Source organism: Bradyrhizobium hipponense, from assembly GCF_008123965.1.
Taxonomy (GTDB): domain Bacteria; phylum Pseudomonadota; class Alphaproteobacteria; order Rhizobiales; family Xanthobacteraceae; genus Bradyrhizobium; species Bradyrhizobium hipponense.
The window spans coordinates 11759-27304 of the sequence record NZ_VSTH01000037.1 but is presented as its reverse complement, the minus strand read 5'-3'; the positions used below and the strand labels follow the sequence as shown (position 1 = coordinate 27304).

The 15546-nt window shown below is 63.9% G+C and carries 19 protein-coding genes and 1 pseudogene; 11 read left to right on the top strand and 9 right to left on the bottom strand.

The features are described 5' to 3' along the window. Positions 1–403: 403 nt before the first annotated feature. The 3 genes from FXV83_RS11840 (at position 404) to FXV83_RS42595 (ending at position 2377) form a co-directional block, all read left to right on the top strand. Entirely contained in the window at positions 404–1312 is a 909-nt protein-coding gene (locus FXV83_RS11840) for a 4-hydroxy-tetrahydrodipicolinate synthase family protein (protein WP_148739357.1), read from the top strand. A 640-nt stretch (positions 1313–1952) separates the two neighbouring features. Beyond that, a complete protein-coding gene (locus tag FXV83_RS42600) occupies positions 1953–2099 on the top strand; it encodes a hypothetical protein (RefSeq protein WP_187435843.1) in 147 nt (48 codons plus the stop codon). A 131-nt stretch (positions 2100–2230) separates the two neighbouring features. Continuing rightward, the gene (locus FXV83_RS42595) at positions 2231–2377 is read left to right on the top strand and encodes a hypothetical protein (protein WP_187435844.1); all 147 of its coding nucleotides are present in this window, start codon (positions 2231–2233) and stop codon (positions 2375–2377) included. 77 nt (positions 2378–2454) lie between these two features. On the opposite strand, the gene FXV83_RS11835 is transcribed toward FXV83_RS42595, so the two are convergent. Next, positions 2455–3132 carry a ParA family protein gene (locus FXV83_RS11835; RefSeq protein ID WP_148739356.1) on the bottom strand — a complete coding sequence of 226 codons (678 nt, stop codon included), beginning with the start codon at positions 3130–3132 and terminating at the stop codon, positions 2455–2457. Positions 3133–3611: 479 nt separating this feature from the next. Continuing rightward, the gene (locus FXV83_RS11830; protein WP_148739355.1) at positions 3612–3953 is read right to left on the bottom strand and encodes a hypothetical protein; all 342 of its coding nucleotides are present in this window, start codon (positions 3951–3953) and stop codon (positions 3612–3614) included. 406 nt (positions 3954–4359) lie between these two features. On the opposite strand from FXV83_RS11830, the pseudogene FXV83_RS11825 reads away from it, so the two are divergent. The 4 genes and pseudogenes from FXV83_RS11825 to FXV83_RS42590 all read left to right on the top strand — a co-directional run bounded on the left by FXV83_RS11825 (position 4360) and on the right by FXV83_RS42590 (position 7155). Beyond that, positions 4360–4792 (top strand): annotated as a pseudogene (locus FXV83_RS11825) (nuclear transport factor 2 family protein). A 231-nt stretch (positions 4793–5023) separates the two neighbouring features. Next, the gene (locus FXV83_RS11820; RefSeq protein WP_187435842.1) at positions 5024–5929 is read left to right on the top strand and encodes a hypothetical protein; all 906 of its coding nucleotides are present in this window, start codon (positions 5024–5026) and stop codon (positions 5927–5929) included. A gap of 362 nt (positions 5930–6291) precedes the next feature. Then, complete coding sequence (locus FXV83_RS11815) at positions 6292–6711, top strand: hypothetical protein (RefSeq protein ID WP_148739354.1); 420 nt, start codon at positions 6292–6294, stop codon at positions 6709–6711. Between the two features lie 306 nt (positions 6712–7017). Beyond that, the gene (locus tag FXV83_RS42590) at positions 7018–7155 is read left to right on the top strand and encodes a hypothetical protein (RefSeq protein WP_187435841.1); all 138 of its coding nucleotides are present in this window, start codon (positions 7018–7020) and stop codon (positions 7153–7155) included. A gap of 39 nt (positions 7156–7194) precedes the next feature. Here FXV83_RS42590 and FXV83_RS42585 read toward each other — a convergent pair whose 3' ends face one another. The 3 genes from FXV83_RS42585 to FXV83_RS11805 form a co-directional block, all read right to left on the bottom strand. Then, positions 7195–7341, bottom strand: a complete 147-nt coding sequence (locus tag FXV83_RS42585) for a hypothetical protein (protein ID WP_166103493.1) — start codon at positions 7339–7341, stop codon at positions 7195–7197. 434 nt (positions 7342–7775) lie between these two features. Next, on the bottom strand, positions 7776–8255 hold the full coding sequence (locus tag FXV83_RS11810; RefSeq protein WP_148739353.1) for a MaoC family dehydratase: 480 nt from the start codon (positions 8253–8255) through the stop codon (positions 7776–7778). Further along, positions 8255–8707 (bottom strand): MaoC family dehydratase, encoded by a 453-nt coding sequence (locus FXV83_RS11805; RefSeq protein ID WP_148739352.1) that lies wholly within the window; start codon positions 8705–8707, stop codon positions 8255–8257. The genes FXV83_RS11810 and FXV83_RS11805 overlap by 1 nt, the downstream gene beginning before the upstream one ends. Before the next feature lie 157 nt (positions 8708–8864). Here FXV83_RS11805 and FXV83_RS11800 point away from each other — a divergent pair, with 157 nt between their 5' ends. Continuing rightward, positions 8865–9161 carry a DUF4282 domain-containing protein gene (locus FXV83_RS11800; RefSeq protein ID WP_148739351.1) on the top strand — a complete coding sequence of 99 codons (297 nt, stop codon included), beginning with the start codon at positions 8865–8867 and terminating at the stop codon, positions 9159–9161. 118 nt (positions 9162–9279) lie between these two features. Here the strand turns inward: FXV83_RS11800 and ychF are convergent, their stop codons facing one another. From ychF to FXV83_RS11780, 4 genes are all read right to left on the bottom strand, one after another. After that, complete coding sequence (gene ychF, locus FXV83_RS11795; RefSeq protein WP_148739350.1) at positions 9280–10377, bottom strand: redox-regulated ATPase YchF; 1098 nt, start codon at positions 10375–10377, stop codon at positions 9280–9282. 165 nt (positions 10378–10542) lie between these two features. Then, the gene (gene pth / locus FXV83_RS11790) at positions 10543–11148 is read right to left on the bottom strand and encodes an aminoacyl-tRNA hydrolase (protein WP_148739349.1); all 606 of its coding nucleotides are present in this window, start codon (positions 11146–11148) and stop codon (positions 10543–10545) included. Between the two features lie 58 nt (positions 11149–11206). Then, positions 11207–11929 (bottom strand): 50S ribosomal protein L25/general stress protein Ctc, encoded by a 723-nt coding sequence (locus FXV83_RS11785; protein ID WP_148739348.1) that lies wholly within the window; start codon positions 11927–11929, stop codon positions 11207–11209. 258 nt (positions 11930–12187) lie between these two features. After that, positions 12188–12451: an accessory factor UbiK family protein gene (locus tag FXV83_RS11780; protein WP_148739347.1), complete on the bottom strand. Its 264-nt coding sequence runs from the start codon at positions 12449–12451 to the stop codon at positions 12188–12190. A 199-nt stretch (positions 12452–12650) separates the two neighbouring features. On the opposite strand from FXV83_RS11780, the gene lgt reads away from it, so the two are divergent. Genes lgt through pgeF form a run of 3 tightly spaced genes read left to right on the top strand, consistent with a single transcriptional unit; the run spans position 12651 to position 15400 of the window. Then, positions 12651–13496 carry a prolipoprotein diacylglyceryl transferase gene (gene lgt, locus FXV83_RS11775; RefSeq protein ID WP_148739346.1) on the top strand — a complete coding sequence of 282 codons (846 nt, stop codon included), beginning with the start codon at positions 12651–12653 and terminating at the stop codon, positions 13494–13496. 21 nt (positions 13497–13517) lie between these two features. Next, positions 13518–14636, top strand: a complete 1119-nt coding sequence (locus FXV83_RS11770; protein ID WP_148739345.1) for a class I SAM-dependent methyltransferase — start codon at positions 13518–13520, stop codon at positions 14634–14636. Beyond that, positions 14633–15400 carry a peptidoglycan editing factor PgeF gene (gene pgeF, locus FXV83_RS11765; protein WP_148739344.1) on the top strand — a complete coding sequence of 256 codons (768 nt, stop codon included), beginning with the start codon at positions 14633–14635 and terminating at the stop codon, positions 15398–15400. Before FXV83_RS11770 ends, pgeF begins: the two co-directional genes overlap by 4 nt. The last annotated feature ends 146 nt before the right edge of the window (positions 15401–15546 follow it).

The window sequence follows — 15546 nt, the reverse complement described above, 5'->3', positions numbered from 1 at the left end:
GTTTGCATACTGAGCCTTCGCGTTGCGCATTTGTCCCCCTCCTCCAGTGGCGCGGGAGTTCAGGAGTTCAGTAATCCCTCTTGGAAGGTGATTGTGTCGGCCTCACGTGGCCAATACCTTAAGCCGGGCTCGTTCGAGTCCGGCTTTTTTTTGAATATTTCGCTCTCGCTTTCCGCGTGTATTGACAGTTCCACGCATACCCCGCATCATTTGCGAATGATCACGAAGTCGTGCGCAATCTCGTTCGAGGCAGCCGTCTCGAAAAAAGGCCCCCGTTCGGGGACCTCGGATTATTGCGCGCGCTAGGCTGACTCATCGCCGCAATCTTCGAAAACCCCGCCGCCTGGACGGGGTTTTTTCATGTGCCCTCCGTCTCAGGTCTTGTCCGAGAAGGAGATGGAACATGACCGACCTATCAAGTCATTTGCACGGGCTCTGGCTGCCGCTGGTGACGCCGTTTCGCGACGGTCGTCTCGATGAGACGTCGCTGCGGCGGCTGACGCGGCATTACAGCGGACAAGCCGTCGACGGCTTCATCCTGGGGGCGACCTCCGGTGAAGGCATGACGCTGCGAGACGCCGAGCTCGAGCGCCTCGTCGCCGTCGTGCGCGACGAGATGGCGGCCGGCCGCCGCACGGTGCCGATCTGCCTCGGGCTCTCCGGCGCCGACACGTCGCGACTGAAGGACCGCCTGGATGAGACCGCGGACTGGCCGATCGACGGCTATTTGATCGCCAGTCCCTATTATGTGCGACCGTCGCAACGCGGACTGCTGGCGCATTTCGAGGCGCTCGCCGATCACGCCGCCTGGCCGCTTGCGCTCTACAACATCCCGTATCGCACCTCGGTCAACATCACCAACCAGACGCTGCTGCGGCTCGCTGAGCATCCAAACATCGTCGGGCTAAAGGATTGCGGCGCGAGCCGCGCGCAATCCATCGCGCTGCTGCGCGACCGGCCGCAGGGCTTTCGCGTACTCACCGGCGAGGACGCAAATCATCACGAAGCGCTCTGCGATGGCGCCGACGGCGGCATCGTGCTGTCAGCACATGTCGAGACCGCGACCTTCGCCGCGGTCCATGCCGAGCTCAAGCGCGGCAATCACGACGCGGCGCTGGCGCGCTGGCAGGAGGTCGCGGAGCTGACGCGCCTGCTGTTCGCCGAACCCAGCCCCGCACCTGCAAAGTACTGGCTGTGGCGAAGCGGCCTCATCGACAGCCCCGAGGTACGCCTGCCGATGGTGGAGATCAGCAGCGAGCTCGCCGCCGCGCTCGATCGCGAGATCGAACGGCGGGTGAGAGTTGCGGCCTAGACAATGTCCTCGTCATCTCGCCCAGCTTGCGACTCCTCGAACGAGGCTGCCGGCGTTCGCGCCCGCAGTCTTCACGCCAGCAGTCTTCAGGCCAGCAGTCTTGGGCTCCGCTGGTGGACCCGCGCGCTCGGCGCCGCATGGCAGCGGCTTCACGCACGGACCGGTACAAACGGGTCGAGACATATCCGGCCTCCGACTGGCTGCGCCGCGATATCGGGTTGACCGAAGACGTGATGGGGTGGACCGGATCGACGAGATCAAACGCAGGCACAGCGGGTGGTTTTTAGCTGAGGCGCAATCTCGCCGCGTGCACGCTGCCGTCACCTTCTCCCCTTGTGGGAGAAGGTGGCGCGAAGCGCCGGATGAGGGGTATCTGTCCGCGAACTCGATAGTGAGAGAGTCACCCGCGGAGACAGACCCCTCACCCGTCTCGCCGCTACGCCATAGCCGATGCGAAGCATCGGCGTTCTAAGGACGGCGGCCGAAGGCCGCCTATGCCACCCTCCCCACAAGGGGGGAGGGAAAGCCGGCGTGGTTAACCGCGCGCGAACGGCCTTCGCAGGCGCCGCATGGTGCATCCACGTCTCGTTTACGCGAGGGTGCCTATCGTTTCCTCCAATGTCTTTCAGAGGGGGAAATCATGGGACATCGTATCCGGCCGACGGCCGCGGAAAATTTCGCGCCCGCCGATCTCTTGCAGGGAATTCTGGTGGTGTCGTCGTTCGGGTTCTGGGCCGTGTTGCTCGGCCTGATCCCGGTGCTGGTGTTTCGCGTCTGGCTGGCCTGACACGGCCTGCTCACGGATGGTTAATCCGTGGTAGCACCTGTTTTCAAATACGCGCGACACTGCGACCCGGAATCTTAAAGCATCGTGCGTATCGTTCACGCCCATAAAGCGAAGAAATCGCGGGGGCGTTTGTGAATAGTCAGAATGATATGGCGTCGCATTACGACGCCGGACAGCAGAACTTTAGCGCCGAGGACATTCTCTGGGCTGTCGGCATCTGGTCGGTGATCCTGACGCTGTCGCCGGTCATCGTGTTCTACATGCTGATGGTGGCGTAACTTCCATCTTCACTTCCAGAAAACGCAAAACGCGCGGACATCCGCGCGTTTTTCGTCCCAGGGAAATGAATGATGAATTATGCCGCCTGCTTGTGCATTGCGCCGGATGCCGACGCCGTGCCGCGAATAGCCTTAACTGAACGCTCGATCGCCGCCCACAGCCTTGCAATTTCATGAGCCGCGCGGCTCTCGGCCTGATATTCCCGCGCGCCTTCGCCATGGCTCAGCGCCATCAGGAGATCGGAACGGTTAGTGATCTGGCCGCCCCATACGGGAGCGCGGAACTTTGCCAGCGCCTCGCGGGCAATGGTGACGATCGGGCTTTCGGACTCGTCGCGGCGGGCCGGCGCACCGTTGAGCACGACCGCATAGGGCTTGCGCGCCGCACGGCACATCTGAATGGTTTCCTGCACCGCGTTGACATCGAACACGCCGGGACGCGCCGGAATCACCACCATGGTCGCGTTCCTGATCGCATCGTCGACGACAGCCGACAGGTTCGGCGGCGTGTCGATCAACACCCATTCATATCCGTCGCGCTTGGCGGCGGAGACGATGCCGCTGACCGAGTTCACCGCCGACTTGATCGGCGGCTCGTTGGTGCCACGCAGCTTGTGCCACAGCGTGAGCGATCCTTGCGGATCTGCATCGACGAGCAGGATGGGCTTTGTCGCCTTGATCTGCGCGGCGAGATGTGCAGCCAGGGTACTCTTGCCCGAGCCGCCTTTACGCGATGCAAAAACAATAACGTTCATACCTTGGCCTCCAGATTGACCCCAGATCGCGAAAATGAATCACCACGCTGATTCGCGAAAGAAAAATTTACCGGGAGTTGCGCCCAAGCCACGAAATAACAAGACGTGTTGGCTTTTGAGTCACACTGCTTCGCGCGACGATAGACACAAACTGTCACGCAGCGCCCTTGGCACCTGGCAATCGTGCGTTTCTTGGCCAGCGCTGCGAGAAAAACGGAATGCAACCCTGCCGAGCAAGTCGTATCGCGGCTCTTTTTTATCGACGACGATCGCAATTGGCACAAGCATGCGCGCGAGCCGGCGAACAAAAGGAGTCCGGTAGCTGTCGCGGGGCTGATGCCTCGGTCATTTTGATTCAAGCGGCTGCGAAACAACGCACCGGAAAGGTGAACGCCCGCGACTTCGAGCCCGAAAACCCACTTCGCGCTTTTTCTCCGGGGCATGACGCAGTTTCGCGACAGGAACGTGCCAGGAAGCGCTCAGCCCTCGCTGGGCTTTTTCTTCTTGGCCGCCTTCGTGCTCTTCCTGGCGGTTTTGGGCGCAATGTTGGTCGGCTTGCCGGCGCGGACCTCGCCTGGCTCCGGTCCCTGCCGGAAGAACGGCCGGCACTGCGGCGAGAGCTGCGCCTTCTTCTGGATCATGCAGGCGGTAATGGCATCGACGTTCGGAACGAACTCGCCGCACAGCCGCATCGCGTCGGGCGTGCAGGCCTGCTGCTCCTCCTGCGTGTAGGCAAAGCCAGCGCGAGGCTGGAGTAGGACGGCCAGTGCAATCCCGAAGATCGCAGCAGCCAAGAACTTCTCAAAGCGGAACGCCGGCATCGATCCCCCCAAAATGTCGAGTCAGGGCGGAAGTGTGGGTGAACGGTGGTTGGTTGGCAACCGAGCGAGGAAGCGAAACCCGGGACCTGTGCGGTCTCGGCAACAGGCCGGTCAGCCCGGCACCAACCAGACCAGAGGCATCACAAAGGCCGGGGTGAGGGGTTATGCCGTCTTCTCAGCAAGGCGCGCACTGCGGCGGGTGACCCGGTTTCAGGAGACGCCGGACGGGCATCTATTGGTAAATTTCACGAAGCGCGCTCAATTATGCATTGCGAAAACGTGAATTGCGTTTTGGCCAGAATCCGGTATTTTGTTCGTACACTAATGAATTGAGCGACCCGCGGCGCCTTACGGTGCGCGGGGTTGTTTTTCGTTTTTTGCAAAGCCAGTTTCAGGACGCCCCAAAATGACAGAGCACAGCCTCTGGCGTTTTTCGCGCGCGTTGCACCGCGCGATCAACGACCGGCATTTCGAGGATATCGAGGCCCTGATCGACGAGGACGTCGACTGGGCGCTTTACGGCCCGATCGACATGTTCCCGTTCCTCGGCGCGCGCCAGGGCAAGGCGGCGGTGCTCGACGTGATCCGCCAGCTCGCCGACAATTTCCGGGTCCGCCGTTTCGACCGTGAAAGCATCATGCTCGGGGTGGATTCGGCCGCCTCGCTATTCGCTGACTGCGCTGGATTCCGACAAGCCGATCTCGCTGCGGGTGGCGCAGTTCGCCCAGTTCAGGGCGGGCAGGCTCGTCAACATGCGGGTGCTGATCGACACCTTCGATCTGGTCGAGCAGGCACTTGGCCGCGCCATTCATCTGCCGAAGATGACCAGCGTCGGCTGAGGGGGACACCAACGGGCCCCGGTTTCGGGACCGATGGCTGATGCTCCCTGCGACGCGTCCTGGCCTCCAGCCCCGCCGGATGCCGCCGTGGAGAAGCTCGTCATCGGGCGCGCGCCTTTCGCCCGGCCCGTTGGTTCGCTTTTTGAGTGGTCGTTTGAAATGAGGCCAGCGCCACAATTTCGCAACGATAGTTCCGCATCCTCCGCGCGAACTGGGCTCGCGGGCAGGACGATGGAATTGTCGACAGGTTTGGGCTGGACCAGGCTGCCAATGCTGGTGGCCGCGTTCATATTCGCCTCCGTGCTGACGGCATCGGCGCAGATCATCCCGCCAGCCGCGGCGGTGCCGGACGAGGAGGCCGAGGCCGCGGAGGCCCCCGACGTCAACGACCCCGACGTGCTCAAAGGCATCGACGTCGACAAGCTCGATTGGAGCCAGCTCGCGATCGACGCCGGCACGCTCAACGACATCACCGCCGCCAAGAAGCGCGCGCAGGCCGCCGCCAAGGACGGCCTCAACTGGTCGTCGAACGCCAACGCGAACGGCTCCTCGGCGGTGAAGGTGAAGCAATCGGTGTCGTCGTTCTGGGACGCCCGGATCGGTGCCGACATGACGGTAGCGAGCGAGCCGCGGACGATGTCCGAGCTTTTGGCGCAGAAGGCCACCAATGGCGGCAACCTGCCGCAATCCTCCGGCAGCGCCTGGGCGGCCGCGACCGCGCCGGGCGCCGGCTCGATCTGGGATAAAACCGCGGTGGAAGCCCGCGTCGATCCCGGCGCCGAGCAGAGCAAGGTGGGCGCCTCGCTCATCAAGTCAGTGCCGCTTTCGAACGACACGTCGCTGACGCTCCAGAACGGCTACAGCATCAACCAGCAGGGCACCACCGCGCTCCCCGGCGTCGGCGGGCACATCATGCGTAACTACGAGACCGACCAGTCCGCCAAGGTCACCCTCACCGACACCGGCACCAGCATCACCGCCGGCCAGACGCTGTCGACCACCGACGACAAATGGCTGCACAAGTTCGGCGCTGAGCAGAAGCTGTTCGACAACGTCACCGTCTCCGGCTCCGTCGGCGAGACCTCGCAGGGCGCGATCAACAAGAGCCTGACGGCCGGCTTCAAGAAAAGCTGGTGAGGTCTTTGCCTCTCCCCGCCTGCGAGGAGAGGCCGGAATTTGCTAGAGCAAATTCCGGGTGAGGGGGGAGCCTCCGCGCACTCAACTGTCACCGTCCCGCGGAAACTCCCCCTCACCCCACCCTCTCCCCGCAAGCGGGGCGAGGGAGTCGAAACCGACCGTGCCGTAAGTGCACCTCGTGCCCGCCGCGGCGGTATTCAGACATTTGTAACTTCGCGCCACGGCAAAGCCCCCGAATGGTCCGCCCTTGCCGCATCTTGGCCTATTTGCCGTCAAAATCGGACGCCCTGATGCAGAAGCCTTACAGACGTCGTCGTGCGGGGGACACTCGCGCTGCGCTCAACGCGATCAGGGGAACAACGATGAACGCCATTCGTCCGGAAAAGATCGAATCAACTGAGACCGAAACCGTCGACAACAATCTTGCCGCGGTGACCGAGGTCGAAGCCGGCATCCGCGATTTTGTCCGCAACGACATCGCCTATCTGCGCCGCCCGGCGGCGGGCAGCGCAGAGCCGGCGCTCGACCCGAGCGCGGAAGCCACCGTCACCAACGTCAACTCGCTGATCCAGCGCGTCGCCGGCACCTCGCTTGCCGAGATCGAGAACCTGATCTCCGAGCTCGAGAGCCTGCGCGACCTGCTCCATGCCGAAGGCCAGCGCGTCCAGCGTGAGATCTCCGGCTACGCCCAGCTCAGCCAGGCCGCGATGAAGTCGACCCGCATGATCTCCGACAACGTCGCCCAGTGGAAGCGCGCCGCCGACGGCCTGCGCAACAGCTGATCGCATCACACTCACAAGCCGCCGCGTTCCCGCAAGGGGCGCGGCGGTTTTGATTTATGGGCGGTGTCATCACCCGCCTTGTGCGCAATTGCGCACTGGAGCGGGTGATCCAGTATTCCAGAGACAGCGGGGCGAGAGCCGAGAAGCCGCGGCGTACTGGATGCCCCGCCTTCGCGCGGCATAACGGCGAATGCGGTCTGCGCCGCGTAGCCCAGCCAGCTACCGCGCTTTGAACTTTCCGCGCCCCCGCGCCGACCAATGCCCAGCGCCGGTCTATGTTGCGACCGGCCCGAGGGGACATTTCAGATGCAAAGCATTCGGCCCGACAACACGGACCCGATTCCGTTGCAGCCAGCGCCGAACCAGTTCGGCACGATCATGCTGCGCTTTGTCGGATTGTTGGCGATTGCGATCGCAGTGCTGGCGTTCGTCTACAGCCGCTGAGTGGAGACCGGACGCCAGCCTCAAGGAGTTAACGAACTCTTAACGGCTCGCGTCGACCGTCGAAGCTTCCAGGGTGTAACCGCCGTCCGCATAGCCCTTCACCACCATGCCGGCGACCAGCATCACGGCGAGCGTGGCGGTCGCGAAGATAAATCCGACCAGCTTGAGTGCGCCGCGGTCTGCCATGGTCCTCGTCCCCCTGTCCTCTGCCCAGTTCATTCAAATAGACAGCAACAGGTTCATAATTGGTTAGCAACTCGATGGTTCCGCGAACTGCTGCGCAGGTAGCCCATCTCGCGCTGGCTTATGGCAGCCACCCGGAAACGCGTCCATAGCGCGCGGGCAACAGTTCCGCGATTTCTCTTCGGCCTCGACCCGTTGGAGGGAGGGAAGCCATCGAAGTTTGTCGCCACGGACGGATGCGCATTGCTGTGCCCTCGCCCCTTGTGGGAGAGGGCAGCGCCACGGATCGACACAAGCTCGGTTGGTGAGGGGTTTGTTTCCGCGCGCGACCCTCTGGCACCTGAATCCGCGGAAGCAACCCCTCATCCGGCGCTTCGCGCCACCTTCTCCCACAAGGGGAGAAGGGAAGAAGGACGCTGGGCTCGATCGATTCTAAATCACGCGCCCTCTCGCATCGGAACGAAGGCGCTGGCGGTGATGGAATAGACTTGTTCGCCGCGCTGGTTGGTGCCGGAGGTGCGGGCCGTCAAAATGCCCCAGCCGGGACGCGAACCGGAGGCGCGCTTGTCGACGACCTCGTTGACGAATCTGACGGTGTCGCCGGCGAGCACCGGCCTCAGCCAGCGCAAGTCCCGAAAGCCCGGCGACGGGCCCCACACCGCGACCTCCTCACCGCGCGCAGCGGCTTCTCGCGCCAGACGCTCGCCGTCCGCGACAAGAAGACTCATGCAGGCCGACCCGACATGCCAGCCCGAGGCTGCGAGCCCGCCGAACAGCGAGTTCTTGCCTTCCTCCTCGTCGAGGTGGAAGCGCTGCGGATCGAATTTTGCGGCGAACGTCTTGATGGAGTCCGCGGTGAAAATGTAGGCGCCGATCTCGCGGCGATGGCCGATCTCGATCTCCTCGAAGAAGCCCATCAGACCGCCCCCTCGCGCCGCGCGATCAGGATCGGCGAGGTCATCTCGCACAGCGCCTCGCCTTTGGCGTTGCGCGCAGTGCATTTGAACTTGACGATGCCGAGCTCGGGACGGCTGTTCGAGGTGCGCGCGTCCACGACGTCAACGTCGAGCGTGAGGTCGTCGCCGGGCCGCAAGGGAGAAAGCCAGCGCACCTCGTCGACGCCGGGCGAGCCGAGCGAAGCGGCGCGGGTGATGAACCCGTCGGCCATCATCCGCATCATCAGCGAGCAGAGGTGCCAGCCCGATCCGGACAGGCCGCGCAGCATGCTCTTGGCCGCTGCCTCCTCGTCCAGGTGCATCGGTTGCGGATCGAACTCGGCGGCAAACGCCAGGATCTCGTCGCGGGTGACATGCCGCGGGCCGAACGTTCCGAACCGGCCGGGTGGGAAATCTTCGAAGGTCAGGGTCATCTTGGGAAAGCTTTGCGGGAGGGTCAGATTGTGGCCGCACTTTCCGGCAATCTCAACCCGCCGGCCCGCATGGCTCGTGCTACATTCGACGAGTGGGGCCAGACCTGCCTCGAATCGGTTGACGCAGCCGGAGGCGCGATTTGCCCGGGGGAGAGAGATGTTTTCATTCAGCGATCTGTTTCAATGGGACCGCTTCATCACGCCGACGATCATCAAGACTTTCTACTGGCTGGTGATCGCGGTGATCTGCCTGTTCGGACTGTCCGGCATCTTTGCCGGGTTGACGGCGATGGCGATCAGCCCGTTCGCCGGCTTCCTGATGGTGCTGGAATCGATCGCGGGCGTGGTCGTCGGCATCATATTCTCGCGCATCGCGGCGGAACTGATCCTGATCATCTTCCGCATCAACGAACACCTCGGCGCGATCAGGGACCAGGGCGGCGGGGTGCGGTGATCTTGTCATTCCGGGGCGCCTCGAAGCGGCGAACCCGGAATCCATCGAGCCGCGAGCGAGTGGATGAATGGATTCCGGGTTCGCGCTATGCGCGCCCCGGAATGACAGCGGATCGGTCTTACGTATTGAACCTAAAATGCATCACGTCGCCGTCGGCGACGACGTATTCCTTGCCTTCGAGCCGCAGCTTGCCGGCATCGCGGGCGCCGGCTTCGCCGCCCAGCGCGACGTAATCGTCATAGGCGATGGTCTCGGCGCGGATGAAGCCTTTTTCGAAATCGGTGTGGATCACGCCGGCCGCTCCCGGCGCCTTGGTGCCGCGATGGATGGTCCAGGCGCGCGTCTCCTTCGGTCCCACCGTGAAATAGGTGATGAGCTCGAGCAGCTGGTAGCCGGCGCGGATCAGGCGGTCGAGCCCGGCTTCCTCCAGGCCGAGCGTCTCCAGGAAATCGGCGCGCTCTTCGCGCGAGATCGTCGCGATCTCGGATTCGATCTTGGCGGAGATGACGACGGCAATTGCGCCTTCCTTCGCCGCCTGTTCCTCGACCGCCCTGGAGAAGGCATTGCCGGTCGCAGCCGATCCCTCCTCGACGTTGCAGACATAGAGCACGGGCTTCGACGACAGCAGGCCGAGCATCGAGAAGGCGCGCTCCTCCTCGGCCTTGCGCTCGACGAGTCGCGCGGGCTTGCCCTCGCGGAGCAGCACCAGGGTGCGGTTGACGAGGTCGAGCTGCTCCTTGGCCTCCTTGTCGTTGCCCTTGGCTTTCTTGGAGAGATTGTCGACGCGCTTCTCGAGGCTGTCCAGATCGGCGAGCATCAGCTCGGTCTCGATGGTCTCGATGTCGGCAAGCGGCGCGATCTTGCCCTCGACATGGGTGATGTCGGAATCTTCAAAGCAGCGCACCACATGCGCGATGGCGTCGACCTCGCGGATGTTGGCGAGGAACTGGTTGCCGAGGCCTTCGCCCTTGGAGGCGCCGCGGACGAGGCCGGCGATGTCGACGAAGGTCAGCCGGGTCGGGATGATCTGCGCCGATTTGGCAGCGGCCGCGAGCTTGTCGAGCCGCGGATCGGGCACGGCGACCTCGCCGACATTCGGCTCGATGGTGCAGAACGGATAGTTCGCGGCCTGCGCCGCCGCCGTCTCGGTCAGCGCATTGAACAAGGTCGACTTGCCGACATTGGGCAACCCGACAATCCCGCATTTGAATCCCATCGTATCCTCTAAGACGGTCCGTAGGGTGGGTTAGCGAAGCGTAACCCACCAATCCCTTTGCCGCGACACGGTGGGTTACGCCAAGCGGACTGCGCTTCGCGCAGCCGCGGGGCTAACCCACCCTACACATCACCGCTCATCTCGCGCAGGCCGCGATGACGAGCGTTATTCCTTGCCGTTGTCGTCCTTGGTCAAAAAGCCCTTCGCCTGCATGGCAAGATGCACCCTGTTGGCGAAGGTCGCGTCGGTGCCCTTGGCGACCAGCGCGGCGTGCTCGGCGACGGCGTCGCAGAGCGTCGCCACCCATTCGTTGTCGGCCTTGGCGAAATCCGACAGCACGTGGCCGTGCACCAATTCCTTGACGCCGGGATGACCGATGCCGAGCCGCACCCGGCGGTACTCGCTGCCAATATGCGCGGAGATCGAGCGCAGGCCGTTGTGGCCGGCGATGCCTCCGCCGATTTTCACCCGCACCTTGCCCGGCGGCAGCTCGATCTCGTCATGGAACACGGTGACGTCGCCCGGTGCGATCTTGAAGAAGCTGGCCGCCTCCTGAACGCTGCTGCCCGACTCGTTCATGTAGGTCGTGGGCTTGAGCAGGATCACGCGCTCAGGTCCGAGCGTGCCTTCCGAGGTCTCGCCCTGAAAGCGGCGGCGCCATGGCGAGAAACCATGACGCCGCGCAATCTCGTCGACGGCCATGAAGCCGATATTGTGCCGGTTTCGTGCGTATTTCGCGCCGGGATTGCCGAGCCCAACAAACAGTCGCATGACGCGGCGCGCCCCTCGCTCGGCGCGCGATCAGAGACCGCGCGCCAGCTTTGAGAGATTACTTCTTCTTGTCGCCGCCGGCGGGAGCCTTGGCAGCCGCTGCCGGAGCCGCAGCACCCGCAGCCGGCGCAGCCGCGCCAGCCGCCGGAGCAGCCGCAGCACCCGGAGCCGCACCACCGGCCGCAGCCGCAGCCGCAGCCTTCTGCTCTTCGGCATAGCCGGACGGCGGCACGATGGTGACGAGTGTGGCGTCCTCGCGCGCCAGCGTCTTCACGCCGGTCGGCAGCTTGACGTCGGACAGATGCAGCGAGTGACCGATTTCGAGCGAGCCGACGTCGACCTCGATGAACTGCGGAATGTTCTCGACGCCGCATTCGAGCTCGATCGCGTGGGCGACGATGTTGACGGTGCCGCCGCGCTTCACGCCGGGCGAGCCTTCCGCCTTCACCACGTGCAAGGGCACGCTGATGCGGATGGTGGCGCCTTCGCCGAGCCGCATGAAGTCGACATGGATCGGGAAGTCCTTGACGGGATCGAGGTGGAAGTCGCGCGGAATCACGCGGTGCTTCTTGCCCTCGAGGTCGATGTCGACCAGCGTGGTCAGGAACCGGCCGGCGAGGATGCGCTGGCGCAGTTCGCGATCCTCAATCGAGATCGTGAGCGGGGGCTGGTTGTTGCCATAGATCACTCCGGGCACTCTGCCGGCGCGACGCTCAGCCCGGGCGGCCCCCTTGCCGCTCTTCGAACGTGCGGTCGCCTTCAATTCCTTGACGGTCGCCATAACGTTAAGTCCTTGTTTTTGCAAAAGTTAATGGGCCGCAAGGCGGCCCATGGTGCCGTCCACAGCAAGCCTCCAGGGGTGCGGGGGCCGCGGACGTGGCGGGCTTTTACCCGGAAGAGACGGAAATGACAAGGAGAATGGGCGCAGGGCGGCCCCAAGAGTAGCCCGGATGGAGCGAAAGCGTAATCTGAGGAACTCGTGCAACAGGCGAGACTGGTCCCGGATTGCACTGCGCGCTCCATCCGGGCTACGGCCGTGTCAGGTGATTGGCGCCCCGCCGAGCTTGGCCTCCAGCGCCGCGATGCGCGCCTTCAGCGCCTCGTTCTCCTCACGGGCGAGGCGTGCCATGTCCTTGACCGCCTCGAACTCCTCGCGCTTGACCAGATCCATGTCGCGCAGGAATTTTTCTGCCTGGGTGCGCAACACGGTATCAAACTCGCGCTTGACGCCCTGGGCAGCGCCGGCGGCGTCGTTCATCAGGCGGCCGATCTCGTCGAAAAACCGGTTGCTGGTCTGGGTCATGGCGGCCTCCGAAACACTTTTGCGCGATCTCTCCAAAACACAATGGCAATCCGAACAGGCCGGTTCAAGGGCCGAACGGCGGTATCCTTGTCATGCCCCGGTTTCCTTGCAATCGTATTCAACGTCCCTGCATAACAAGAATCACAAGGCGCCTGCTCGCGCTCTATCGCCGCAATCTCGTCCAGACATAGAAGGCGCGATGCCCTTTCTGCTCATCGACTTTCCCGCCTTCAAGCCGATCGCAATCGAGATCGGCCCGTTCGCGATCCGCTGGTATGCGCTGGCCTATATCTGCGGCATCGTGTTCGGCTGGCTCTATGCCCGCTCGCTTCTGAAGAACCAGCGCCTGTGGGGCGGACCTGCGCCGATCTCGCTGCTCCAGATCGACGACTTCATCCTCTGGGTCACGCTCGGCATCATTCTGGGCGGTCGCACCGGCTACGTGCTGTTCTACAATTTGCCTTTCTTCATCGAGCATCCCGCCGCGATCTTCAAATTGTGGGAGGGCGGGATGTCGTTCCATGGCGGCTTCCTCGGATGCGTCGTCGCGGTGATGTGGTTTGCCTATCGCAACAGCATCCCGATCCTGTCGCTCGGCGACATCACCACGGCGGTCGCCCCGGTTGGGCTGCTGCTCGGGCGGATCGCCAATTTCATCAATGGCGAATTGTGGGGCCGCGCCACCGACCCGGAGCTGCCCTGGGCAATGATCTTCCCTAACGATCCGACGCAGCTACCGCGACATCCCAGCCAGCTCTACGAAGCCGGCATGGAGGGCATCCTGCTGTTTACGGTCCTCGCAGTGATGATCCGCTTCGGCGCCCTGAAGCGGCCGGGCATGATCCTCGGCGCCTTCATCCTGGTCTATGGCCTGTCCCGGATTGCCGGCGAACATTTCCGCGAACCGGACGTCCAGCTCGGCTACCTCTGGGGCGGATTAACCATGGGCATGCTGTTGTCGATTCCGATGCTTATTGTCGGCGGCATACTTATTGTATTGGCAGTGTGGCGCGGTGCGCCGAAGCCTGCCGGGGCTATTCGTTAATTCCTTCTGGGAAAGCAGGTCGTGACCGACTCGCCGCTACTCAACGAGATCAAGTCGCTGATCAAATCCTCGGGCCCCATGCCGGTCTGGCGGTACATGGAACTGTGCCTGATGCATCCGCGCTATGGCTATTACGTCTCGCGCGATCCGCTCGGGCGTGAAGGCGACTTCACCACCGCGCCCGAGGTCAGCCAGATGTTCGGCGAGCTGCTCGGCCTGTGGAGCGCGTCGGTGTGGAAGCAGATGGGCTCGCCGCAGTTCCTGCGGCTGATCGAGCTCGGGCCCGGCCGCGGCACCATGATGGCGGATGCGCTGCGGGCATTGCGCGTACTGCCGCCGCTGTACCAGGCGCTTCATATCCACATGGTCGAGGTCAACCCGGTGCTGCGCGAGCGGCAGATGGCGACGCTGTCGGGCCTGCGTAACATCACCTGGCACAATAGCGTCGACGACGTGCCCGAAGGCCCGAGCATCATCCTCGCCAACGAATATTTCGACGTGCTGCCGGTCCACCAGATGGTCAGGCACGAGAACGGCTGGCACGAGCGCGTGATCGAGATCAACGGCAACGGCAAGCTTGAGTTTGGCGCGGCGGCCGAGCCGACGCCGCGCTTCGAAATGTTGCTGCCGCCTTTGGTGCGCGCGGCGCCGATCGGCGCCGTGTTCGAATGGCGGCCCGACGCCGAGATCATGAAGCTCGCCACAAGGGTCCGCGACCAGGACGGCGCGGCGCTGATCATCGATTATGGCCATCTGCGCAGCGATGCCGGCGACACCTTCCAGGCGATCGCACGCCACAGCTTCACCGATCCCTTGAAGGCGCCGGGCCAGGCCGACCTCACCGCCCATGTCGACTTCCAGGCGCTGTCGCGCGCGGCCGAGGACGTCGGCGCCCGCGTGCATGGTCCGGTGACGCAGGGCGATTTCCTCAAGCGCATCGGCATCGACACCCGCGCGGCCGCCCTGATGCAGAAGGCGACGCCGGAAATCGCCACCGACATCTCGGTGGCGCTGAAGCGTCTGACCGATACGGGGCGCAGCGGCATGGGCTCGATGTTCAAGGTGCTCGGCATCTCCGAGCCGCGGCTGACCGCAATTGCGGGCCTCAGCGATCTCGAACAGGCTGGAGAGGGCTCATGACCCTTGCGTCGTCACTGCTGTCGGCGGTGCCCGGTTTGCGCCACGCCTTCTTCACCCGCGAGGGCGGCGTTTCCAATGGCATCTATTCAGCCCTGAACGGCGGGCTCGGCTCCAGCGACGATCCGGCCCATGTCGCGGAAAACCGCCGCCGCATGGCCGAGCATGTCGGCGTCGCGTCCCAACGCTTCCTCAGCCTGCACCAGATCCATTCGCCCGACGTCCTCGTCGCCGAAGCCCCGTGGCCCGGCGGACCGCGGCCGAAGGGCGATGCGCTGGTCACCAGGACCCCCGGCATCGCGCTCGGCGTCTCCACCGCCGATTGCGGTCCGGTGCTGTTCGTCGACCCCGAGGCGCGGGTCATCGGCGGCGCCCATGCCGGCTGGAAGGGCGCGCTCACCGGCGTGCTGGAGGCGACAATCGCGGCGATGGAGAAGCTCGGCGCCTCGCGCAGCGGCATCATCGCGGCGATCGGTCCCTTGATCCGCCAGGACAGCTACGAGGTCGGCAACGAGTTCGTGGCGCGCTTCATCGAGGCGGATGCGGACAATGCCATGTTCTTCATCCCGTCGGTGCGCGAAGGCCACGCGATGTTCGATCTCGCAGGCTTCATCCGCATGCGGCTGGAGGCTGCCGGCATTTTGATGATCGACGATCTCGGCCTCGACACCTACGCCGACGAGCGCTTCTTCAGCTACCGCCGCTCGGTGCATCGCAAGGAGCCGGACTACGGCCGCCACATCCACGCGATCGCACTGGAGGGGTGAACACGTAAGAGTCGCGACATTCACAGTCGTCATGCCCGGGCTTGTCCCGGGCATCCACGTCTGGCCGCACGTGAACAGTTTCGTGGATGGCCGGGACAAGCCCGGCCATGACGGCCGAAATCCCGTCAAGTCCCCAAATTTCACTT